At 72.2% G+C, this 17,326-nt stretch carries 13 protein-coding genes; 5 read left to right on the forward strand and 8 right to left on the reverse strand.

All coding sequences use genetic code 11. The features are described 5' to 3' along the window. Positions 1 to 21: 21 nt before the first annotated feature. Positions 22 to 660: a mycothiol-dependent nitroreductase Rv2466c family protein gene (locus ACZ4WH_RS13715; RefSeq protein WP_468179895.1), complete on the reverse strand. Its 639-nt coding sequence runs from the start codon at positions 658 to 660 to the stop codon at positions 22 to 24. Between the two features lie 137 nt (positions 661 to 797). Between ACZ4WH_RS13715 and pepN the strand changes: the two genes are divergently transcribed. The 3 genes from pepN to ACZ4WH_RS13730 all read left to right on the forward strand — a co-directional run bounded on the left by pepN (position 798) and on the right by ACZ4WH_RS13730 (position 5,539). Further along, complete coding sequence (gene pepN, locus ACZ4WH_RS13720) at positions 798 to 3,377, forward strand: aminopeptidase N (RefSeq protein WP_468179896.1); 2,580 nt, start codon at positions 798 to 800, stop codon at positions 3,375 to 3,377. A 207-nt stretch (positions 3,378 to 3,584) separates the two neighbouring features. Then, positions 3,585 to 4,622: a hypothetical protein gene (locus ACZ4WH_RS13725; RefSeq protein ID WP_468179898.1), complete on the forward strand. Its 1,038-nt coding sequence runs from the start codon at positions 3,585 to 3,587 to the stop codon at positions 4,620 to 4,622. 107 nt (positions 4,623 to 4,729) lie between these two features. Further along, complete coding sequence (locus tag ACZ4WH_RS13730; protein WP_468179900.1) at positions 4,730 to 5,539, forward strand: SGNH/GDSL hydrolase family protein; 810 nt, start codon at positions 4,730 to 4,732, stop codon at positions 5,537 to 5,539. A gap of 3 nt (positions 5,540 to 5,542) precedes the next feature. Here the strand turns inward: ACZ4WH_RS13730 and ACZ4WH_RS13735 are convergent, their stop codons facing one another. The 6 genes from ACZ4WH_RS13735 to ACZ4WH_RS13760 form a co-directional block, all read right to left on the reverse strand. Further along, positions 5,543 to 6,727 carry a glycosyltransferase gene (locus ACZ4WH_RS13735; RefSeq protein WP_468179997.1) on the reverse strand — a complete coding sequence of 395 codons (1,185 nt, stop codon included), beginning with the start codon at positions 6,725 to 6,727 and terminating at the stop codon, positions 5,543 to 5,545. A 141-nt stretch (positions 6,728 to 6,868) separates the two neighbouring features. Then, positions 6,869 to 7,996, reverse strand: coding sequence for a serine hydrolase domain-containing protein (locus ACZ4WH_RS13740; protein ID WP_468179902.1), 1,128 nt, complete (start codon positions 7,994 to 7,996; stop codon positions 6,869 to 6,871). A gap of 95 nt (positions 7,997 to 8,091) precedes the next feature. Beyond that, positions 8,092 to 9,864 carry a TIGR03767 family metallophosphoesterase gene (locus ACZ4WH_RS13745; protein ID WP_468179904.1) on the reverse strand — a complete coding sequence of 591 codons (1,773 nt, stop codon included), beginning with the start codon at positions 9,862 to 9,864 and terminating at the stop codon, positions 8,092 to 8,094. 200 nt (positions 9,865 to 10,064) lie between these two features. Then, complete coding sequence (locus ACZ4WH_RS13750; RefSeq protein WP_468179999.1) at positions 10,065 to 10,529, reverse strand: NUDIX hydrolase; 465 nt, start codon at positions 10,527 to 10,529, stop codon at positions 10,065 to 10,067. 27 nt (positions 10,530 to 10,556) lie between these two features. Next, positions 10,557 to 11,429 (reverse strand): pyridoxamine 5'-phosphate oxidase family protein, encoded by an 873-nt coding sequence (locus ACZ4WH_RS13755; protein WP_468179906.1) that lies wholly within the window; start codon positions 11,427 to 11,429, stop codon positions 10,557 to 10,559. Positions 11,430 to 11,431: 2 nt separating this feature from the next. Beyond that, the gene (locus ACZ4WH_RS13760; protein ID WP_468179908.1) at positions 11,432 to 11,878 is read right to left on the reverse strand and encodes a VOC family protein; all 447 of its coding nucleotides are present in this window, start codon (positions 11,876 to 11,878) and stop codon (positions 11,432 to 11,434) included. Between the two features lie 132 nt (positions 11,879 to 12,010). Here ACZ4WH_RS13760 and ACZ4WH_RS13765 point away from each other — a divergent pair, with 132 nt between their 5' ends. Both ACZ4WH_RS13765 and ACZ4WH_RS13770 read left to right on the forward strand, forming a co-directional pair. Next, a complete protein-coding gene (locus ACZ4WH_RS13765; RefSeq protein ID WP_468179910.1) occupies positions 12,011 to 12,553 on the forward strand; it encodes a CGNR zinc finger domain-containing protein in 543 nt (180 codons plus the stop codon). Between the two features lie 154 nt (positions 12,554 to 12,707). Further along, positions 12,708 to 16,004, forward strand: coding sequence for a S8 family serine peptidase (locus ACZ4WH_RS13770; protein ID WP_468179911.1), 3,297 nt, complete (start codon positions 12,708 to 12,710; stop codon positions 16,002 to 16,004). A gap of 71 nt (positions 16,005 to 16,075) precedes the next feature. Here ACZ4WH_RS13770 and ACZ4WH_RS13775 read toward each other — a convergent pair. After that, a partial coding sequence (locus tag ACZ4WH_RS13775; RefSeq protein ID WP_468179912.1) for a hypothetical protein occupies positions 16,076 to 17,326 on the reverse strand: 1,251 nt, incomplete at its 5' end.

Below are 17,326 nucleotides of genomic sequence, written 5' to 3' on the forward strand. Positions count from 1 at the left end.
ACCGGGCCCGTCACCGTGGATTCACAGGTTGCTGAAGTCGGGGCCCTTGGTGCGGGTCCGCTTGATCTCGTAGAAGCCCGGTACCGAGGCCACGGCGAGCGTGCCGTCCCACAGGCGGGCAGCCTCCTCGCCCTGGGGGGCGGGGGTGACGACCGGGCCGAAGAAGGCGATCTGCTCGCCGTCGGGGCCGGGCACCGCGATGACCGGGGTGCCGACGTCCTGGCCGACCTTCTCGATGCCCTCCTTGTGGGAGGCGCGCAGCTCGGGCTCGTACGGGGTGGAGTCCCAGTGGTCCATGAGGGACTCGGGCAGCCCCACGTCCCGCAGAGCGGCGGCCACGGCCGGCTTCTCCGGGCCCTCGCCCTGGTTGTGGATGCGGGTGCCGAGCGCGGTGTAGAGGTCGCCGAGCACCTCCGCGCCGTGCTCCTGCTGGGCCGCGATGACGACGCGGACCGGGCCCCAGGCCTTGGTCGCGAGCATCTCGCGGTAGTCCTCGGGCAGCTCGTCGAGCCGGTTCTCGTTGAGCACGGCGAGGCTCATCACATGCCAGCGGACCTCGATGTCCCGGACCTTCTCCACCTCCAGCATCCAGCGGGAGGTCATCCAGGCCCAGGGGCACAGCGGGTCGAACCAGAAGTCGACGGGGGTCTTGTCCGACATGTCTCTCCTCGTCAGCAACACTTTCCTGGGGAAACGCCGCCGCCGGCCGTGCCATTCCCCGTTACCCCTGTCAGGGGCACATGGCAGGATCGGTCCTGTTCAGCCGCCATCCGCACGATCACGAGGGAGTGCCGTCCGTGCCCGGTGAGAATCTGTCCCGCGACGAGGCCCGGGAGCGGGCCGCCCTGCTGTCCGTCGACGGCTACGAGGTGTCCCTGGACCTGCGGTCCGCCGTCGGCGACGCGGGCGGCGAGCCGCGCACGTTCCGCTCGGTGACCACCATCCGCTTCCGCTGCAACGAGCCGGGCGCCGCCGGCTTCGCCGATCTGGTCGCGCCGAGCGTGACGTCCGTGTCGCTCAACGGGCGGGACCTGGACCCGGGCGAGGTCTTCGACGGCTCCCGGATCGCGCTGGAGGACCTGGCCGCGGAGAACGAGCTGGTCGTGGACGCGCAGTGCGCCTACTCGCGCACGGGTGAGGGCCTGCACCGCTTCGTCGACCCGGAGGACGGCGAGGTCTATCTGTACACGCAGTACGAGCCGGCCGACGCCCGCCGCGTGTTCGCGAACTTCGAGCAGCCGGACCTGAAGGCGCCGTACCGCTTCGAGGTGCGGGCGCCGGAGGGCTGGACGGTGTGGAGCAACGGCGCCGGTGAACTCGCCGACGGCGTCTGGCGGTTCGCGGAGACCAAGCCGATCTCGACGTACATCACGTGCGTGGTGGCGGGCCCGTACCACTATGTGACGGACTCCTACACCCGGACCTTCGAGGACGGGACGAAGCTGGAGATCCCGCTCGGCGCGATGTGCCGCAAGGGGCTCGCGCCGCACTTCGACGCGGACGACGTGTTCCTGGTGACCAAGCAGGGCCTGGACTTCTTCCACGACCACTTCGACTACCCGTACCCGTTCGGGAAGTACGACCAGGCGTTCGTGCCGGAGTACAACCTGGGCGCGATGGAGAACCCGGGCCTGGTGACCTTCCGCGAGGAGTACATCTTCCGCGGGAAGGTGACGCAGGCGTCGTACGAGGCGCGGGCCAACGTCATCCTGCACGAGATGGCGCACATGTGGTTCGGCGACCTGGTCACCATGGAGTGGTGGGACGACCTGTGGCTGAAGGAGTCCTTCGCGGACTTCATGGGCACGTTCGCGAACGTCGGCGCGACCCGCTTCAAGGACGCGTGGATCACCTTCGCCAACCGCCGCAAGGCGTGGGCGTACCGCGCGGACCAGCTGCCGTCCACGCATCCGATCACGGCGGACATCCGTGACCTGGAGGACGCCAAGCTGAACTTCGACGGCATCACCTACGCAAAGGGCGCCTCCGTGCTCAAGCAGCTGGTGGCGTACGTCGGCCAGGACGCGTTCCTGGAGGGCTCCCGGCGCTACTTCAAGCGGAACGCGTACGGCAACACGCGTCTCGGCGATCTGCTGTCGGTGCTGGCGGAGACCAGCGGCCGGGACATGACGGCGTGGGCGGCGTCGTGGCTCCAGACGGCCGGGGTGAACTCGCTGACCCCGCAGGTGCTGCTGGACACCGAGGGCGGCCGGATCGCCGAGCTGGCGATCCTCCAGGAGGCCCCGGAGTCGCATCCGGAGCTGCGTCCGCACCGGATCGCGGTGGGCCTGTACCGCCGTACGCCCGAGGGCGCGGTGGAGCGCTACGCGCGCGTGGAGACGGACGTGCACGAGCCGCGTACGGTCGTGGCGGAGCTGGCGGGTGCCGAGGCGCCGGAGCTGGTGCTGGTCAACGACGACGACCTGACCTACTGCAAGGTCCGCTTCGACGAGACCTCGCTGGTGACGCTGCGGACGCACCTGGGCGCGCTCACCGATCCGCTGGCCCGCGCGCTGTGCTGGTCGGCGCTGTGGAACATGACCCGGGACGGGCTGCTGGCGGCGCGGGACTTCATCGGTCTCGTGCTGCGGTTCGCGGGCCGCGAGTCGGACATCGGGGTGCTCCAGATGCTGCACGCCTGGGCGAACTCGGCGCTGGCGCACTACGCGGCGCCGGACTGGCGGGAGACCGGCGGGGAGCTGCTGGCGGAGGGGGCGCTGCGGGAGCTGCGGGAGGCGGAGCCGGGCAGTGAGCACCAGCTGGCGTGGGCGCGGTTCTTCGCGTCCGTGGCGTCCGCCGAGCCGGACCTGAAGCTGCTGAAGGACCTGCTGGACGGCACGGTCGAGATCGACGGGCTGGAGGTGGACCAGGAGCTGCGCTGGGCGTTCCTGGAGCCGCTGGCCGCGCACGGGGCGGCGGACGAGTCGGTGCTGGCGGCGGAGCTGGCCCGGGACGACACGGCGTCGGGCAAGCGGCACCAGGTGCGCTGCCTGGCGGCGCGGCCGTCGGCGGCCGTGAAGGCGCAGGCGTGGGCGCAGGTGGTGGAGTCCGACGCGCTGTCGAACGCGCTGGTGGAGGCGACGATCTCGGGCTTCCAGCAGCCGTCGCAGCGGGAGCTGACCGCGCCGTACGCGCAGCTGTACTTCGCGGCGATCGAGCGGGTGTGGCGGGAGCGGTCGATCCAGATCGGCATGGACGTGGTGCGGGGCCTGTTCCCGGCCTACCAGGACCGGCCGGAGACGCTGGACGCGACGGACGCGTGGCTGGACGCGCACCGGGACGCGGCGCCTGCGCTGCGCCGGCTGGTGCTGGAGGCGCGGGACGACCTGGCGCGGGCGCTGCGCGCGCAGGAGTGTGACGCGGCGGCCGGCCGGTGAGCTTTGGCCTGAGCTTGCCCGGCCGGTGACCGTTACGAAATTCGGGCAAACATAGCCGTAACCCCTGGTCCGCACCCGATCGGACCAGGGGTTTTCCGTCCCTACTCGGCATCCGAACACCTGACCTTTAGTCCCGTGTTGTCCGCATTTCTCGACGGGCGTGTAACAGCGGTTACGGGCCGGACCGGGCGCGGGAATCCCGAGGCCATGACCCACAACACCCCGCTCTCCCCCCGCCCCCTCCGCCACCTCTCCGACGTCCACCGCCGCGTCCTGACGACCGCGCAGCTGCGCGCCCACGGCGTGACGACGGCCGAGCAGGCCGGGCAGTGCCGCCCCGACGGCCCCTGGCGGGAGCTGCTCCCGCACGTGATCCTGCTGCACCCCGGCCCGCCCACCGGCGAGGAGCGGCTGCACGGGGCCCTGCTGTACGCGGCCCGCGCGACGGAGCAGGGCGTCCCGGTCCAGCCGACGGCCGAGAGCCCGCACCGGCCGCTGTACCAGGAGGCGGTGCTCACCGGCCTGGCGGCGCTGACCCTGCACGGCTTCTCGTCCACCCCGCCGCTGACCGCCCTGGAGCACGTGGACGTCCTGGTCCCGCGCCAGCGCCGGCTGCGCTCCACCGGCTACGTCCGCGTCCAGCGCACCCCCGCCCTGCCCGCCCCGCGGACGGTGACCGGCCTGCCGGTGGCACCGGTGCCACGGGCGCTGGCGGACGCGGTGGCGGAGCTGACGGACGCGGAGGCGGTACGGCGGCTGCTGACCGAGGCGGTGCGCGGCGGCCACTGCGAACCGGCGGCCGTGGTCCGCGAGCTGACCCTCGCCAAGCTGCTGAACCGCCCGCACGTCGTGGACGCCGTGGACGCGCTGCTCGCCGAGGGCCGCTCGATCGCCGAGGACCGCCTGTACCGGATGGTCCGCGAGTACGGCCTGCCCGACCCGGTCTGGAACGTCGACCTGCGCCTGCCCGGCGGCCCGCACCTGGGCGGCCTGGACGCCTACTGGCCGGACCAGGCCGTCGCCGTCGAACTGGACACCCGCGCACCCCGGCAGGACGACGACGCGCTGTGGTCCGAGTACGCCCGCAAGCGCGAGCACCTGGAACGCCTCGGCATCACGGTCGTGTACATCACGCCGAAGAAGCTCCGGGACTCCATGGAGCAGCAGGCGGCGGTGGTGCGGACCGCGCTGATGGCGTCCGGGGACCGCGACCCGGCCGCGTACGTCGTGGTGCTGCCCCGGTAGCGAGGGCCGGCCACTTCTCCAGTTTTCCTGCGCCGGCCGGGTGAGGACTCACCGGAACGGACCAGCAGGGCGGGCGGGGCGGGGGCGGGCCGCGGTAGAGGAGAGTCATGAGACACCCTCGAATAGCGGCAGGCGCATGCTCCCTCCTCCTCGCGGCCGCCTGCGCGTTGGCCGATCCCGCGACGGCACAAGTGGCGCCCCGCACCGTGGCCGGCGGCTACGTGGCCCTCGGCGACTCCTACTCCTCCGGTGCCGGAGCCGGCGACTACCTGGAATCCGGCAAGGAGTGCAAGCGCAGCAGCCGGGCCTTCCCCGTGCTGTGGGCCGAGGCCCACGCGCCGGCGTCCTTCGCCTTCGCCGCGTGCAACGGCGCCGGCGCCGACGACGTCCTGACCGACCAGCTCGGCCACCTCAGCCCGCGCACCGGACTGGTCACGCTCACCGTCGGCGGAAGCGACTCCGGCTTCGTCTCCGTCATCGCGAACTGCGCGCTGGGCGGCGCCAAAGGGTGCCTGTCCGCCGTCTCCCGGGCCCGCACCACCATGGACGGGTCCCTCTCCGCCAGCCTCGACCGGCTCTACTCGGCCATCCGGAACCGGGCCCCCGCCGCCCGTGTCGTGGTGCTCGGCTACCCGCACCTGTACCACCTCCAGGGCACCTGCGCGCTGGGCCTCCCGGACGGCGAACGCGCCTCCCTGAACGACGCCGTGGACCACCTCAACGCCGTGATCTCCCAGCGCGCCGCCGCCCACGGGTTCACCTTCGCCGATGTCACCGCCGCCTTCGCCGGGCACGAGATCTGCTCGTCCCGGCCCTGGCTGCGCGGTGTCGACGTGCTGGCGATCACCGAGTCGTACCACCCGACGGCACCGGGACAGTCCCTCGGCTACCTGCCGGTGCTCACCCGGATGTCCTGACCGTTACAGCGGCTCGGGCAGGCGCGAGGCCTTGGTGTGCACGGCGTCGAGCAGGGCGGCGTACGCCGCGATCATGCGCGTACGGCTGAAGCGTTCGCGGCTCGCCGCCAGCGCCGGGGCGAGACCGGCGCGGCCGGCGACCGCCGCCGACCAGGCCAGGGCGACGGCCGCGGGGTCCTGCGGGGTCACGAACCCGTGGCCCCGGACGATCTCCGCGCTGTCGCCCACGTCCGTCGTCACCGGGACCGCGCCGCACATCATGCCCTCGATCAGGCACAGCGGCGCCGCCTCCCCGGAGGCGGAGGTGAGGGCGACGACGTCGGCGGCGGCGTACACCGTCTCCATGTCACGGCGCACGCCGAGCAGGCGCACCCGCTCCGCGAGGTGCCGGTCCGCGCCGAACGCGATCTCGATGTCGGCCCACAGCGCCGGGTTGGTGTCGTTCATGCCCGCGCCGCACATCAGGACATGGCCCTCGGGCTCGCGGGCGAGCCAGGCGCGGGCGGCGCGCAGGAAGAGCGGGACGTTCTTCATCGCGGCGTAGCGGGCCGCGAAGACGGTCACCGGTGCGGGGGCCGGGATGCCCAGGGAGGCGCGGAACGCCAGCCGGGCGGCCGGGTCCGGGCGGAAGCGGAGCAGGTCCACGCCGTTGGGGATGACGTGCAGCAGCTCGCGCGGGATGCCGGCGGCCGCGTAGGCGTCCCGGGTGGACTCGGCGCAGCACACGCAGGCCGCCACCGTGCCGTCGGCGATCGCGGCCTTCAGCTCGGCCAGGGCGGGCCCCTGGTTCTCCGGGTCGGAGCGGTGCAGGCAGACCACCACCGGGCGGCGGGGCAGACCGGCCTGGTTGAGCAGCGCCAGCGGCTGCTCCTTCAGCGACAGGATGACGTCCGCCGCGGCCATGGACCGAGCGGTTTCGGCCAGCTCGGGTCCGCTGAAAACGTTCGCCGCGACCGTGCCGTCCACCAGCCCGGCGGTGCGGCCGAGCGAGGTGACGCCGACCCCGCCGGCGGTCAGCGCCCGGTAGCAGGCGTCGTCCTCCATGCGCTGCCGGGTGGCCTCGCGGTGGACCTCGCCATGGATGCTGAGTACCTGGTGGGACTGGCCGCCCTCGGCCAGTCCCAGAACGACGTCGGAGTGCAGGATGCGGGCCCCTCCGGAGAAGAAACCCTCGTAGACCGACAACACACGCAGTCCGTGCCTCGCACGCACACGACCACCCGCCTTGCACAAAAATCGAGCCATCCCCGTGAACAGCGGGTTAGCCGATATGAGGCGGTACGGACATTGCGCGCGAGTTAACGCGGAACTACGCGGATGAAACGTTGGCTAACAGAATTCCTTCTCCAGCACGTCCGCCGTGTCCCCGGCCCAGTCCCCGTTGAAGTTGACCGCCACGGAGTGCCGGCCGTCCGCCGTCGTCGCCGCCTCGGACACCGAGCCGTGGATCCCGCCGTCATGGCCCCAAACATGGACCCCGCAGGTCAGGCGGGTGTTCATGAGGCCGAGGCCGTACCGGACGCCGGGGGCGTCGGCCTCCGTGGCCACCGTGGTCTTCATCTCCTTCAGCTGCCGCGCCGGGAGCAGCTCGCCGCCGAGCAGGGCGCCGTAGAAGCGGGACAGGTCGGCGGAGTTCGAGATCATCTCGCCGGCGGAGGAGGCCATGGACGGGTTGAGGGCCGTGACGTCGTACGCCGGGCCGCCGGGGACCTTGAACGTCGAGTACGCCCTGCTGCTCGGCCGTGGCAGGGTGATCCGCGTGCCGGGCACGGAGGTGGCCCTCAGGTGGAGCGGGGCGATGATCCGGCGGGTGATCTCGGTGGCGTACGTCCGGCCCGTCACCTTCTCGACCACCATCCCGGCGAGGACGTAGTTGGTGTTGGAGTACCGCCAGGAGGTGCCCGGCGCGAAGTCCGGCGCGTGCCGCATCGCGTAGTCCACCAGGTCCTGCGGGGTGCGGGTGTCGTAGCGGTGCCGGAAGAAGCCGTCCTTGGTGAAGTAGGCGTCGCGGAAGCCGGCGTCGGCGAGGTAGTCGTGGATGCCGCTGGTGTGGTTCAGCAGCTGTCGCACGGTGATCGCGCGGCCGTCGTGGCCGTGGCCCCGGACCACGCCCGGCAGCCACCGCTCCACCGAGTCGTCCAGCGAGAGCCGGCCCTCCGCCTCCAGCTGGAGCAGGACGGTGGCGACGAAGGTCTTGGTGATGCTGGCGACCCGGTAGCGGTCGGCGGCCGAGCGCGGCTCGCCCGTGCGGGTGTCGCCCACACCCGCGGTGGTGGACCAGACGCCGTGGCCGTCCCGCGCGGTGGCGGTCGCGCCGGGCACGCCGGCCTCGACCGCCGCCTCGACGGCCTCGCGGGTGTGCTCATGGGACGCGGGGCCGGCCGCGACGGCCGGTCCCGCGAGGGCCGCCGAGAGGAGCAGGGCGGTGCTGCCCACCAGAGCTGTGCGTGCGCGCATGTCTTCCCCAACCTGTGGTGTGGTGGCGCGGTCGGGGGAAGGGACCTTGCAGTGTTCTGCGAAGGTTGCCTGGGTGTAGGCCGGTTGAGTGACTTTCAGCCCTTCTTCAGCACCAGCTCCGTGTTGCGGTCGGCCGCGCCGCCCGCGAGGGTCCTGTTGGCGCCGGGGGCGTTGTAGGACAGCTCGCGGTAGAGGGCGGCGAGGCCGGTCTGGGAGAGGTCGGCGTAGTCGGTGCGGTGCGGGGCCGCGGACTCGATCAGCGTGGTGAACAGGGAGATCGTGCCGTCCTTGTTGTCGACCAGCTCGACGACCCGGGCGAGCTGGGGGTGGTCGACGTGCGAGGCGGTGGAGATCTCCCAGAAGGAGCGCCCGCCGGAGGCCTGGTGCGGGGTGATCACGTTCTTGTGGATGTGGCCGTTCACCCAGGCCAGCACGTTGGCGTGGGCGGACAGGACCGAGATCACCTCGGCGCCGTTGTGGCGCCTCTCGCCGGGGCGGGCCGGGTCGGGCCGGGTGTTGGTCATGGTCTTGCTGGTGTGGTGGCTGAAGACGACGGCGTAGGAGTCCTTGTTGTCCTTCAGCGTCCTGTCGAGCCACTTCAGCTGCGCGGTGCCGATCGAGCCCTCGTAGTGGCCGCCGGCGTCGGTGGTGTCGAGGCTGATGCCGATGACGTCGTCGGAGATGCGGAAGGCGTAGTACTGGGTGCCCGCGTCCAGGTTCGCCGAGGAGTAGCCGTGGCCGACCGGGCCGAGGCCCTGGTACGCCGGGTCCAGATGGGCCTTCAGATAGTCGGCCTGGGTGTACGGGGCGCGCTTCTCGTCCGGCGTGACCGAGCGCATGGAGCGGGCGTGGGCCTTGAGGAAGTCTCGGTAGCCGGTGCCCTTGGGGTCCTTGGCGTTCTTGATGGTGTCCTGGAGCTTCTTGGCGTCGGCGGCGGAGACGCTCATCAGTTTCTTGCCGCCGATGGCCGCCTCGGCGAGGTAGCGGTCGCCGTGGGAGCCGTAGCAGCCGAGCGGGAGGGCGTCGTGGTTGCCGACGGTGGAGTACCAGGGCAGGTTGAGGCCGGGGCTCTTCACCTCCCGGATCGCGGCGGCCAGGAAGCCCTTCAGATAGGGGAAGCCGAGCGCCTTGTCGTTGTCGCGGGCGCTGGACGCGGCCTGCCAGTACAGCTTCAGACCGCTGTTCTGCACGCCCTCGTAGTGCCGGGGGTCCCCGGAGTTCGGGGTGATCCGGCCGCCGCTCATCACCTTCATGAACCACTCCAGTTCGGAGTGGGCGTTGTTGTCGGTGTTGTCGCCGGTGGTCATCACGAAGTGCAGCGGGGCGCCGGTGACGGGGGCGCCGCGCAGCGCGTTGACCCGTTCCACGAGCGAGATCGCGCCGGGCACGGTCAGCGCCTCGTGCGGGCGCCAGGCGTGCACGTCGTGCGCGCGCAGGTACTCCAGGCGCAGGGGGTGCTGGACGTCCATCAGGTGCAGATCGGTGAACTGCACGAACGCGGCGAGGGCTCTGCGGCGGTCCGCCCGGCCGGACCTGGGGGTGGCCAGCTCGCCGCGCACGACCCGCTTCCAGCCGGGCCCGTCGCCGAGGCGGCGGTAGCCGGAGCTGTTGCGGGGAGCGGCGACGGAGGCCACCGTGGTGCCCTTGGTGTAGGGCGCGAGCGGGGCGCCCGTGGCGGCCTGCCGGGAGTGGGCGACCGGCGCCTCGGCTGCCGACCCCGCCTCCGTGGCCGGGGTGGCGGCCTGGCTGTCGGTGGGGCGCAGGGCGTAGCCGACGCCCGCGGAGAGCGAGACCGCTCCGGCGGCGGCGAGGACGGTACGGCGGTTGACCCCCAGAGCGGAGGCGGCGACAGAGCGTATGCGCGACATGGCGCGATCTCCCCGAGTGCGAACGCGTCGGCAGTGGTCGCGGGCCGTCACGGACGCGAACGCCCCGCTCACTGTGGATCGTTGGCACCGGGGATGACCTGCGCGTGAACGCGGCGGCAACGCGCAGCGCCGATCACCGTACGTGGATCACGGGGTACCGGGCGCGGTCATGGAGTGGATCGCGGGTGGACCGGGACCGGTCACTCCTCGTTCATCTGCCGGGGTAGGGGAAGGTCCTCCAGGTGTCCCTGCGGCGGCTGTTCACGCCACAGCCGCAGCGCGGTGTCGACCAGCGGCACCCGGATCAGTCCGGGTACGGCGTCGATGTCCTGCCAGGCGGCGAAGTCGGTCGAACCGCCCACCTCGTAGCGGAGTTCGCCGCCGACGACCTCGCCCGTGTAGATGACGCGCACCCCGTGGTGGTCGGTACGGCGGCGCGGGCGCCCGCTGGGGAAGACGTGGCGGAAGGAGTCGATGCCGAGGAGACCGGTCACCTCGATGCGGTAGCCGGTCTCCTCCGCGACCTCGCGGCGGACGGTGTCGTACGGGTCCTCGCCGTGCTCCATGCCACCGCCGGGCAGCACCCACTCGGGCGTGCCGTCCGGTCCCGGCGAGCGGGCGAGCAGAAGCTGTCCGTCGCGGACGCACACGGCGTAGGCCGCCACCCTCAATTTCCGTCGCATGGACGGACGTTAGCGTGCGGCCTTTGGGTTGGCGGGCGAATACTCCGGCGCCGACCAGCGCAGGGGCAGGGCGGCCGGGGTCCACACGGCCTCGGTGAGCGTGAAGCGGACGGCCCGGGTGCCGTCCTCGGCGAACTCCGTGCGGGCCTCTCCGGTGAGCTGGAGGGTGGTGCCCGTGTCCCAGTCCAGGAAGAGCAGGCCGGCACGCGGGTCGGTGCGCAGGTTCCCGAGGCTGAGGAACATGGCGTTGCCCGGGTAGTCCGGCCAGGTCAGCTCGTGCGGAGAGCTGACGTCGACGAAGCCGGGGTTTCCGCCGCGGTGGCTGGCGTCGGCGCCGGTCGGGTGCACGGTGGCCAGGAAGAACGTGTCGGCGGCCCTGACGAAGTCCGATTCCTCGGCGCCGAGTTCGGTGAGATGGCGGGGGGTGCCGGGGGTGCGGTCGACCGTTTCGTACGACTCCCTTCGCTGGATGTGCCGGGGGCAGTTGGAGAAGACCTGGTCCGCGTCCACGGTGAATCCGGTCGTCGTCGGGCGCAGGCGGCCGTTGAGGCGCATGCGGCGGCGGGTCCGGGGGTCCAGGGCGATCGTGCCGACGGTTCGCGGCCCGTCGTCCGGGTGCGGGTGCGGGTGCGTTGTGGTGCGCACGGATATCCGCCGGGGCCCCGTCGCCCTTACGAAACCCGGCGCTCCCGTGAGCGCCGAGGCCCATACCCTTCCCGTCTCCGGGTCCGCCGCGCCCACGATCAACAGGGGCTGCTGCTCCAGGAAGGCCGCCGCGACCGGCTTGATGTCCTGGCCGAGGGAGCGGCCCACGTGGTCGGTTCGGGCGCGGACGCCGGACTGGTCCTGGAGGGCTCGCGAGCCCGCGTGATACGCGCTCATGGCTAGAAGAAACCGCAGGTCGGGGCGGATGCGTGCGGGGCCGGGGCCTGCTCGGCGCCGTGCGGCACCGAGATCTCCAGGCGGGTGCCGTCCGGGTCGTGGAAGAAGATCCCGCCGGAGGCCGCGCCCTCCCGGTGGGCGACCACGCCGTCGTGGGCGAACTCCACTCCGGCGGCCCTGAGTGCCGTCTCGTACTCCCGGACCCGGTCCATCGAGTCGGTGGTGAGGGCCAGGTGGTGCAGTCCGGCCCGGCCCCGGTCGTACGACCCCCGCGCCTGCTGCCAGAGGGTGAGGAGGAGCTGGTCGTCGCCGTGGCCGAGGAACGCGTAGCGCCGGTCGTCCTCCTTGCCCTCGGCGAGCACGGTGAAGCCCAGGACGTCCCGGTAGAAGGCGAGCGAGCGGTCGAGGTCGGTGACGTTCAGGCCGGTGTGGCCCGTGCTCAAGGTCATGGCTCTTCCCTTCGGTGTGCCCTCACCGGGCACCTCTGGCATCTCTAACCGTCATCTTCACGTTAGATGGTTATACTCGACCGAGTCAACCGGTCACGTACGCTTGACCGGTTAGCCGTGAAGGAGTGCCCGATGCCCACCGCCCGTGATCCCCGCCCGCTCACCGGCGAGCCGCTCGCGCTCGACCTGCTCAACACCCGGTGGAACAGGGACGGCGTCACCCAGGACCTGCTCGCGGACACCGAGGGGCTGGCGGTCTGGCTCACGAGCAACGGGCTGGCCGGGGCCCACCCGGCCGACGCGGAGGTGCTGCGCCATCTGCGCACGGCACGCGAGGCGATCAAGGCCGCGGTGGACGGGTCACCGGAGCGGGCGGCGCCGCTCGTGGACGCCGTACTGGAGCACGGCCGCATCCGGGCCCGGCTGACCGCCGGCGGTCCGGCCGAGGAACCCGAGTTCGCCGACCCCGCCTGGGGCCCGGCCTGGCTCGCCGCCCGGAACTACCTGGACCTGCTCACCCGGGCCCCGGAGCGCGTCCGCACCTGCGCCGGCGGCAGCTGCGTCCTGTACTTCTTCGACACGTCCCGGAACGGCACCCGCCGCTGGTGCTCGATGGCCGCCTGCGGCAACCGGGCCAAGGCATCCCGGCATTACGCGCGGTCGAAGGAGAACTGACCGGATTCCGGCTCAAATCGGCCGGTTCCGCTCATATTCCATCGCGGGTTTTCCCCATAGATTCATTTCGATTGGGCCAACGGTCCCCAAAATCCCGACCCTTCGGTCAGGCTGAGCGCTCTCTTCCGCTCGTTCCTTGACCTGAGGGATGCCGATGACCCACACGCCCGAGCGTGATCCCATACCCGGTCCGAGACGCCTGGCCCGCATAGCCGTGGCCGTGGGCGTCGTGGCCGCCCTCTCCGCGGCGGGGCCGGTACCCCTGGCCCTCGCCGCGGACCCGGCCCCCGCCCCGGCCGCCGACCCCGCCGTCAAGTCCGCCCACGACAAGCTCGGTTCGGACGACGCCGCCCTGCTCTCCGAGGCCAAGGCCGACGGCGACAAGAACGTCACGATGATGATCGCGACCTCGCCCGGGAAGACCGAGCAGGTCGCGGCGGAGCTGGACGCGGTCCAGGGCGGTCTGGTGGGCCGTACCGACGACAAGCTCGGCTACGTCCGCGCCACCGTCCCGACGGGCCGGGCCGACTCCGCCATCGCCGCCGCCGTGAAGCTCTCCTCCGTCCAGGCCATCGACCTCCGGCAGGAGATCCCGCTGGACGACCCGGCGCCCGGTGGCGCCAAGTCCCCCGCCGCCACGGCCGCCTATCCGGCACCCGGCAAGAAGACCCCGGCGGAGAACCCGTACAACCCGTCCTTCGAGACCGGTGCCGTCGACTTCGTCCAGGACCACCCGAAGGCGGACGGCCGAGGCATCACCATCGGCATCCTGGACTCCGGCGTCGACCTCGGCCACCCGGCCCTCCAGAAGACGACCACCGGCGAGCGGAAGATCGTCGACTGGGTGACCGCCACCGACCCGGTCGTCGACGGCGACGGCACCTGGCGGCGGATGACCACCGGCGTCTTCGGCCCGTCCTTCTCCATCACCACCGCCTCGCAGGGCACCGAGAAGTTCACGGCGCCCGCGGGCTCGTACACGTTCAACTACATGTACGAGTCCGCCACCGCCGGCGGCGACGAGAAGGGCGACCTCAACCGGGACGGCGACACCACCGACGCCTGGGGCGTGCTCTACGACCCGGCCGCCGGCACGGTCCGCGTCGACACGAACGACGACCTGGACTTCACCGACGACGCGGCGATGAAGCCGTACAAGGACGGCTACCAGGTCGGTCACTTCGGCACCGACGACCCGGCGACGGACGTCGTGGAGCGCGTCCCGTTCGTGGTCGAGACCCGCAAGGACGTCGTCTACAACTCCTCCGGCGCGAAGGCCGACTACGTCAACATCGGCGTCATCGAGTCCGAGCACGGCACCCACGTCGCCGGCATCACCGCCGCCAACGGCCTGTTCGGCGGCAAGATGAACGGCGCGGCACCGGGCGCCAAGCTGGTCTCCTCGCGGGCCTGCACCTGGACCGGCGGCTGCACCAACGTCGCCCTCACCGAAGGCATGATCGACCTCGTCACGAAGCGCGGGGTCGACATCGTCAACATGTCGATCGGCGGTCTGCCCGCGCTGAACGACGGCAACAACGCGCGCGCCGAGCTGTACACCCGGCTCATCGACACCTACGGCGTCCAGCTGGTGATCTCCGCCGGCAACTCCGGCCCCGGCGCCAACACCATCGGCGACCCCGGTCTCGCGGACAAGGTGATCTCGGTCGGCGCGACCATCTCCAAGGAGACCTGGGCCGCCAACTACGGCTCGGTGGTGGAGAAGAAGTACGCGATGATGCCCTTCTCCTCGCGCGGCCCGCGTGAGGACGGCGGCTTCACGCCGACCCTGAGCGCGCCCGGCGCCGCGATCAACACCACCCAGACCTGGCTGCCGGGCTCCCCGGTCGCCGAGGCGGGCTACACGCTGCCGGCCGGCTACTCGATGCTCCAGGGCACCTCGATGGCCTCCCCGCAGGCCACCGGCGCCTCCGCGCTGCTGCTGAGCGCCGCCGAGCAGAAGGGCATCGACCTGACGCCCGCCACGCTGCGCACGGCCCTGACCTCGACCGCCGACCACATCAAGGGCGTGCAGGCGTACGAGGAGGGCGCGGGCCTCATCGACATCGTGGACGCCTGGGAGTCGATCAAGGACGGCGCCACCGCGCATGACTACACGGTGAAGGCGCCGGTCGACACCGCGATCGACTACGCGCTGAAGACCCCCGGCTTCGGCACCGGCCTCTACGACCGCGAGGGCGGCCTGAAGGCGGGCCAGAAGAAGACGTACGACGTGACGATCACCCGTACGTCCGGCCCGGACAAGGCGGTCCGCCACGAGCTGCGCTTCGAGAACAACGCCGGCGGCACCTTCCGGATCGTCGGCGACGACGACGTGAGGCTGCCGCTGAACCAGCCGGTCACCGTCAAGGTCCAGGCGGCCCCGAAGTCCGAGGGTCTCAAGAGCGCCATCCTGGAGGTCGACGACCCGCGGACCGAGGGCACCGACAAGCAGATCCTCTCCACGGTCGTGGTCGCGGCCCCGGTGAAGTACACCTACTCCGCGTCGGGTTCGGTGCAGCGCAACAGCACGCGCTCCTACTTCCTGACCGTGCCCGAGGGCGCGACCTCGCTGGAGGTCGCGATCGGCGGACTGAAGGACAAGAGCCAGACCCGGTTCATCGCCATCCACCCGTACGGCGTCCCGTCCGACAACACCTCGACCCCGTACTGCTACAACAACTACCTGGACGGCAACGGCTGCAAGCCCGACGTACGCTCCTACGCCGACCCGCAGCCCGGCGTCTGGGAGGTCGAGGTCGAGTCCCGGCGGACGTCCCCGCTGCTCGACAACCCCTACCGGCTGGACGTCACCGTCCTCGGCGCGGCCTTCGACCCGGAGACCGTGACCGTCCCCGAGGCCAAGGTGGGCACCCCGGCCACCGCCTCCTGGAAGGTGACCAACGCGTACGCCGCGCTGGACGGCAAGCTGGTCGGCGGCCCGCTCGGCTCCGCCAAGACGGCCCGCCCGGCCATCAAGGAGGGCGAGACGCAGACCACCACGGTGACCGTCCCGGACGGTGCCACCTCGCTCGACGTCGCCATCGGAGGCGTCTCGGACACGGCGGCCGACCTGGACCTGACGGTGTACGACGCGACCGGCAAGGAGGTCGGCCAGTCCGCCGACGGTGACTCGGAGGAGGCGGTCTCCGTGCCGTCCCCGGCCGCCGGCACCTACACCATCGAGGTCGTGGGCTACGCGGTCCCGGCCGGCTCGACCGACTACGACTACCGGGACGTGTTCTTCTCCACCGCGCTCGGCTCCGTCACGGTCGACGGCTCGGCCCCGGTCAAGCTGGGCACGGGCGCCTCGGCGACGGTGACCGGCCAGGTCACGGCCGCCGCGGAGGCTCCGGCCGGGCGCGAGTTCTTCGGCCGCGTGCAGCTGGTGAACGCGCACGGGACGGTCGCGGGCACCGGCAGCGTGAAGATCGAGAAGGTCACGCCGTAACGGGGTGATGTGAACGACGAGGTGATGTGAGGGGCGGGCGTCCTGACGGACTCCCGCCCCTCCCTTCTTGCTCAGGACGCGTCGTCGGAGGGGCAGGTCAGGGTCCGGGAACCGGGCAGGGCGTCGGTGATCCAGGCGCGTGCGGCGGCCACGCGGGAGTCGCCGACGGCCCACAGGCTCGCGTACCGCTCGTCCTGACCGACCCGCACCAGCACATGCTGTCCCGCGCGCGGCGCCGGCCGCGCGTCCGCGTCGAGCAGGAAGCCGACCTCGGCCGGGCCGTGCGCGGGCCGGTAGGAGCGGATCACGGACAGCGTGACCCGGCTCCCGGGGGCGCTCCCGGAGGCGTTCCCGGAGGCGTCCTTCCCTCGCTCCACCCGCGCCACGGTGCCCTCCACGACGAGCCGGGAACAGGCCAGCTCCCGCTCCGGGTCCGCCGGCCGCCCGCCCCCGGCCTCCTGGCCCGCCGCGTCGACATCGCCCTTGGCCGCCGACGACGCCCCGCCCTTGTCGTCCGCCCCGCCACCGCCCTGGGCCACCAGCCAGCCGAAGCCGAGGACCAGGGAGAAGGCCGCGGCACCGGCGAGCGAGCCGAGCGCGATCCGCAGGGCCCGGCGGGGCCCACTCGGCCGTCCGGGGCGCGGGGGCCGGGTCGGGGCGGAAGGGCGAGTACGGCTGCGGGGGCGGGGTGCGGGGGCCAGGCCCGAAACGGCGCGTTCGGAAGCCTTGGTTTCCCGGGCACCGGTCTCCCGGGCCCCCTCGGCCTCCTCCTCGGTGGCCGCCTCCCCCGTCAGCGCCTCAGCCAGACGCACCAGTTGCTCCCGCAGAACGGCCACGTCGGCCTCTGCCGCCCGGTGCCCGGCGAGGAAAACGGGGTCCCGCCGAGCCTCCTCCGGCAGGGGATCACCGGTGATCACGGCCATCAGGGCATCCACACCGCCGTACTCCCGGCCCCGCCGGTCCTGCCAGTACTCCCGGTCCTGCCGATCCTCCCGGTCCTGCCGGTCCCCCTCGTCCTCCCGGTCCCCCCGGAACTCCGGGCCTAGCCGGAACTCCCGGTCCTCACGGTCCAGCCGAAGCTCCCGGCCCCGCCGGTCCTCCCGGTCCTCAGGGTCCCGCCGGAACTCCCGGTCCCCCCGGAACTCCCGGTCCTCACGGTCCAGCCGAAGCTCCCGGCCCCGCCGGTCCTCCCGGTCCTCCCGGTCCCGCCGGAACTCCGGGCCTAGCCGGAACTCCCGGTCCTCACGGTCCAGCCGAAGCTCCCGGCCCCGCCGGTCCTCCCGGTCCTCCCGGTCCCGCCGGAACTCCGGGCCTAGCCGGAA

It is taken from the genome of Streptomyces sp. NPDC029138, from assembly GCF_055564375.1.

Bases quoted from the DNA above. Each gene is read 5' to 3' on its own strand.
- ACZ4WH_RS13715 (WP_468179895.1), bottom strand. From the start codon at position 660: ATGTCGGACAAGACCCCCGTCGACTTCTGGTTCGACCCGCTGTGCCCC.
- ACZ4WH_RS13725 (WP_468179898.1), top strand. From the start codon at position 3,585: ATGACCCACAACACCCCGCTCTCCCCCCGCCCCCTCCGCCACCTCTCC.
- ACZ4WH_RS13730 (WP_468179900.1), top strand. From the start codon at position 4,730: ATGAGACACCCTCGAATAGCGGCAGGCGCATGCTCCCTCCTCCTCGCG.
- ACZ4WH_RS13740 (WP_468179902.1), bottom strand. From the start codon at position 7,996: ATGCGCGCACGCACAGCTCTGGTGGGCAGCACCGCCCTGCTCCTCTCG.
- ACZ4WH_RS13745 (WP_468179904.1), bottom strand. From the start codon at position 9,864: ATGTCGCGCATACGCTCTGTCGCCGCCTCCGCTCTGGGGGTCAACCGC.
- ACZ4WH_RS13755 (WP_468179906.1), bottom strand. From the start codon at position 11,429: ATGAGCGCGTATCACGCGGGCTCGCGAGCCCTCCAGGACCAGTCCGGC.
- ACZ4WH_RS13760 (WP_468179908.1), bottom strand. From the start codon at position 11,878: ATGACCTTGAGCACGGGCCACACCGGCCTGAACGTCACCGACCTCGAC.
- ACZ4WH_RS13765 (WP_468179910.1), top strand. From the start codon at position 12,011: ATGCCCACCGCCCGTGATCCCCGCCCGCTCACCGGCGAGCCGCTCGCG.
- ACZ4WH_RS13770 (WP_468179911.1), top strand. From the start codon at position 12,708: ATGACCCACACGCCCGAGCGTGATCCCATACCCGGTCCGAGACGCCTG.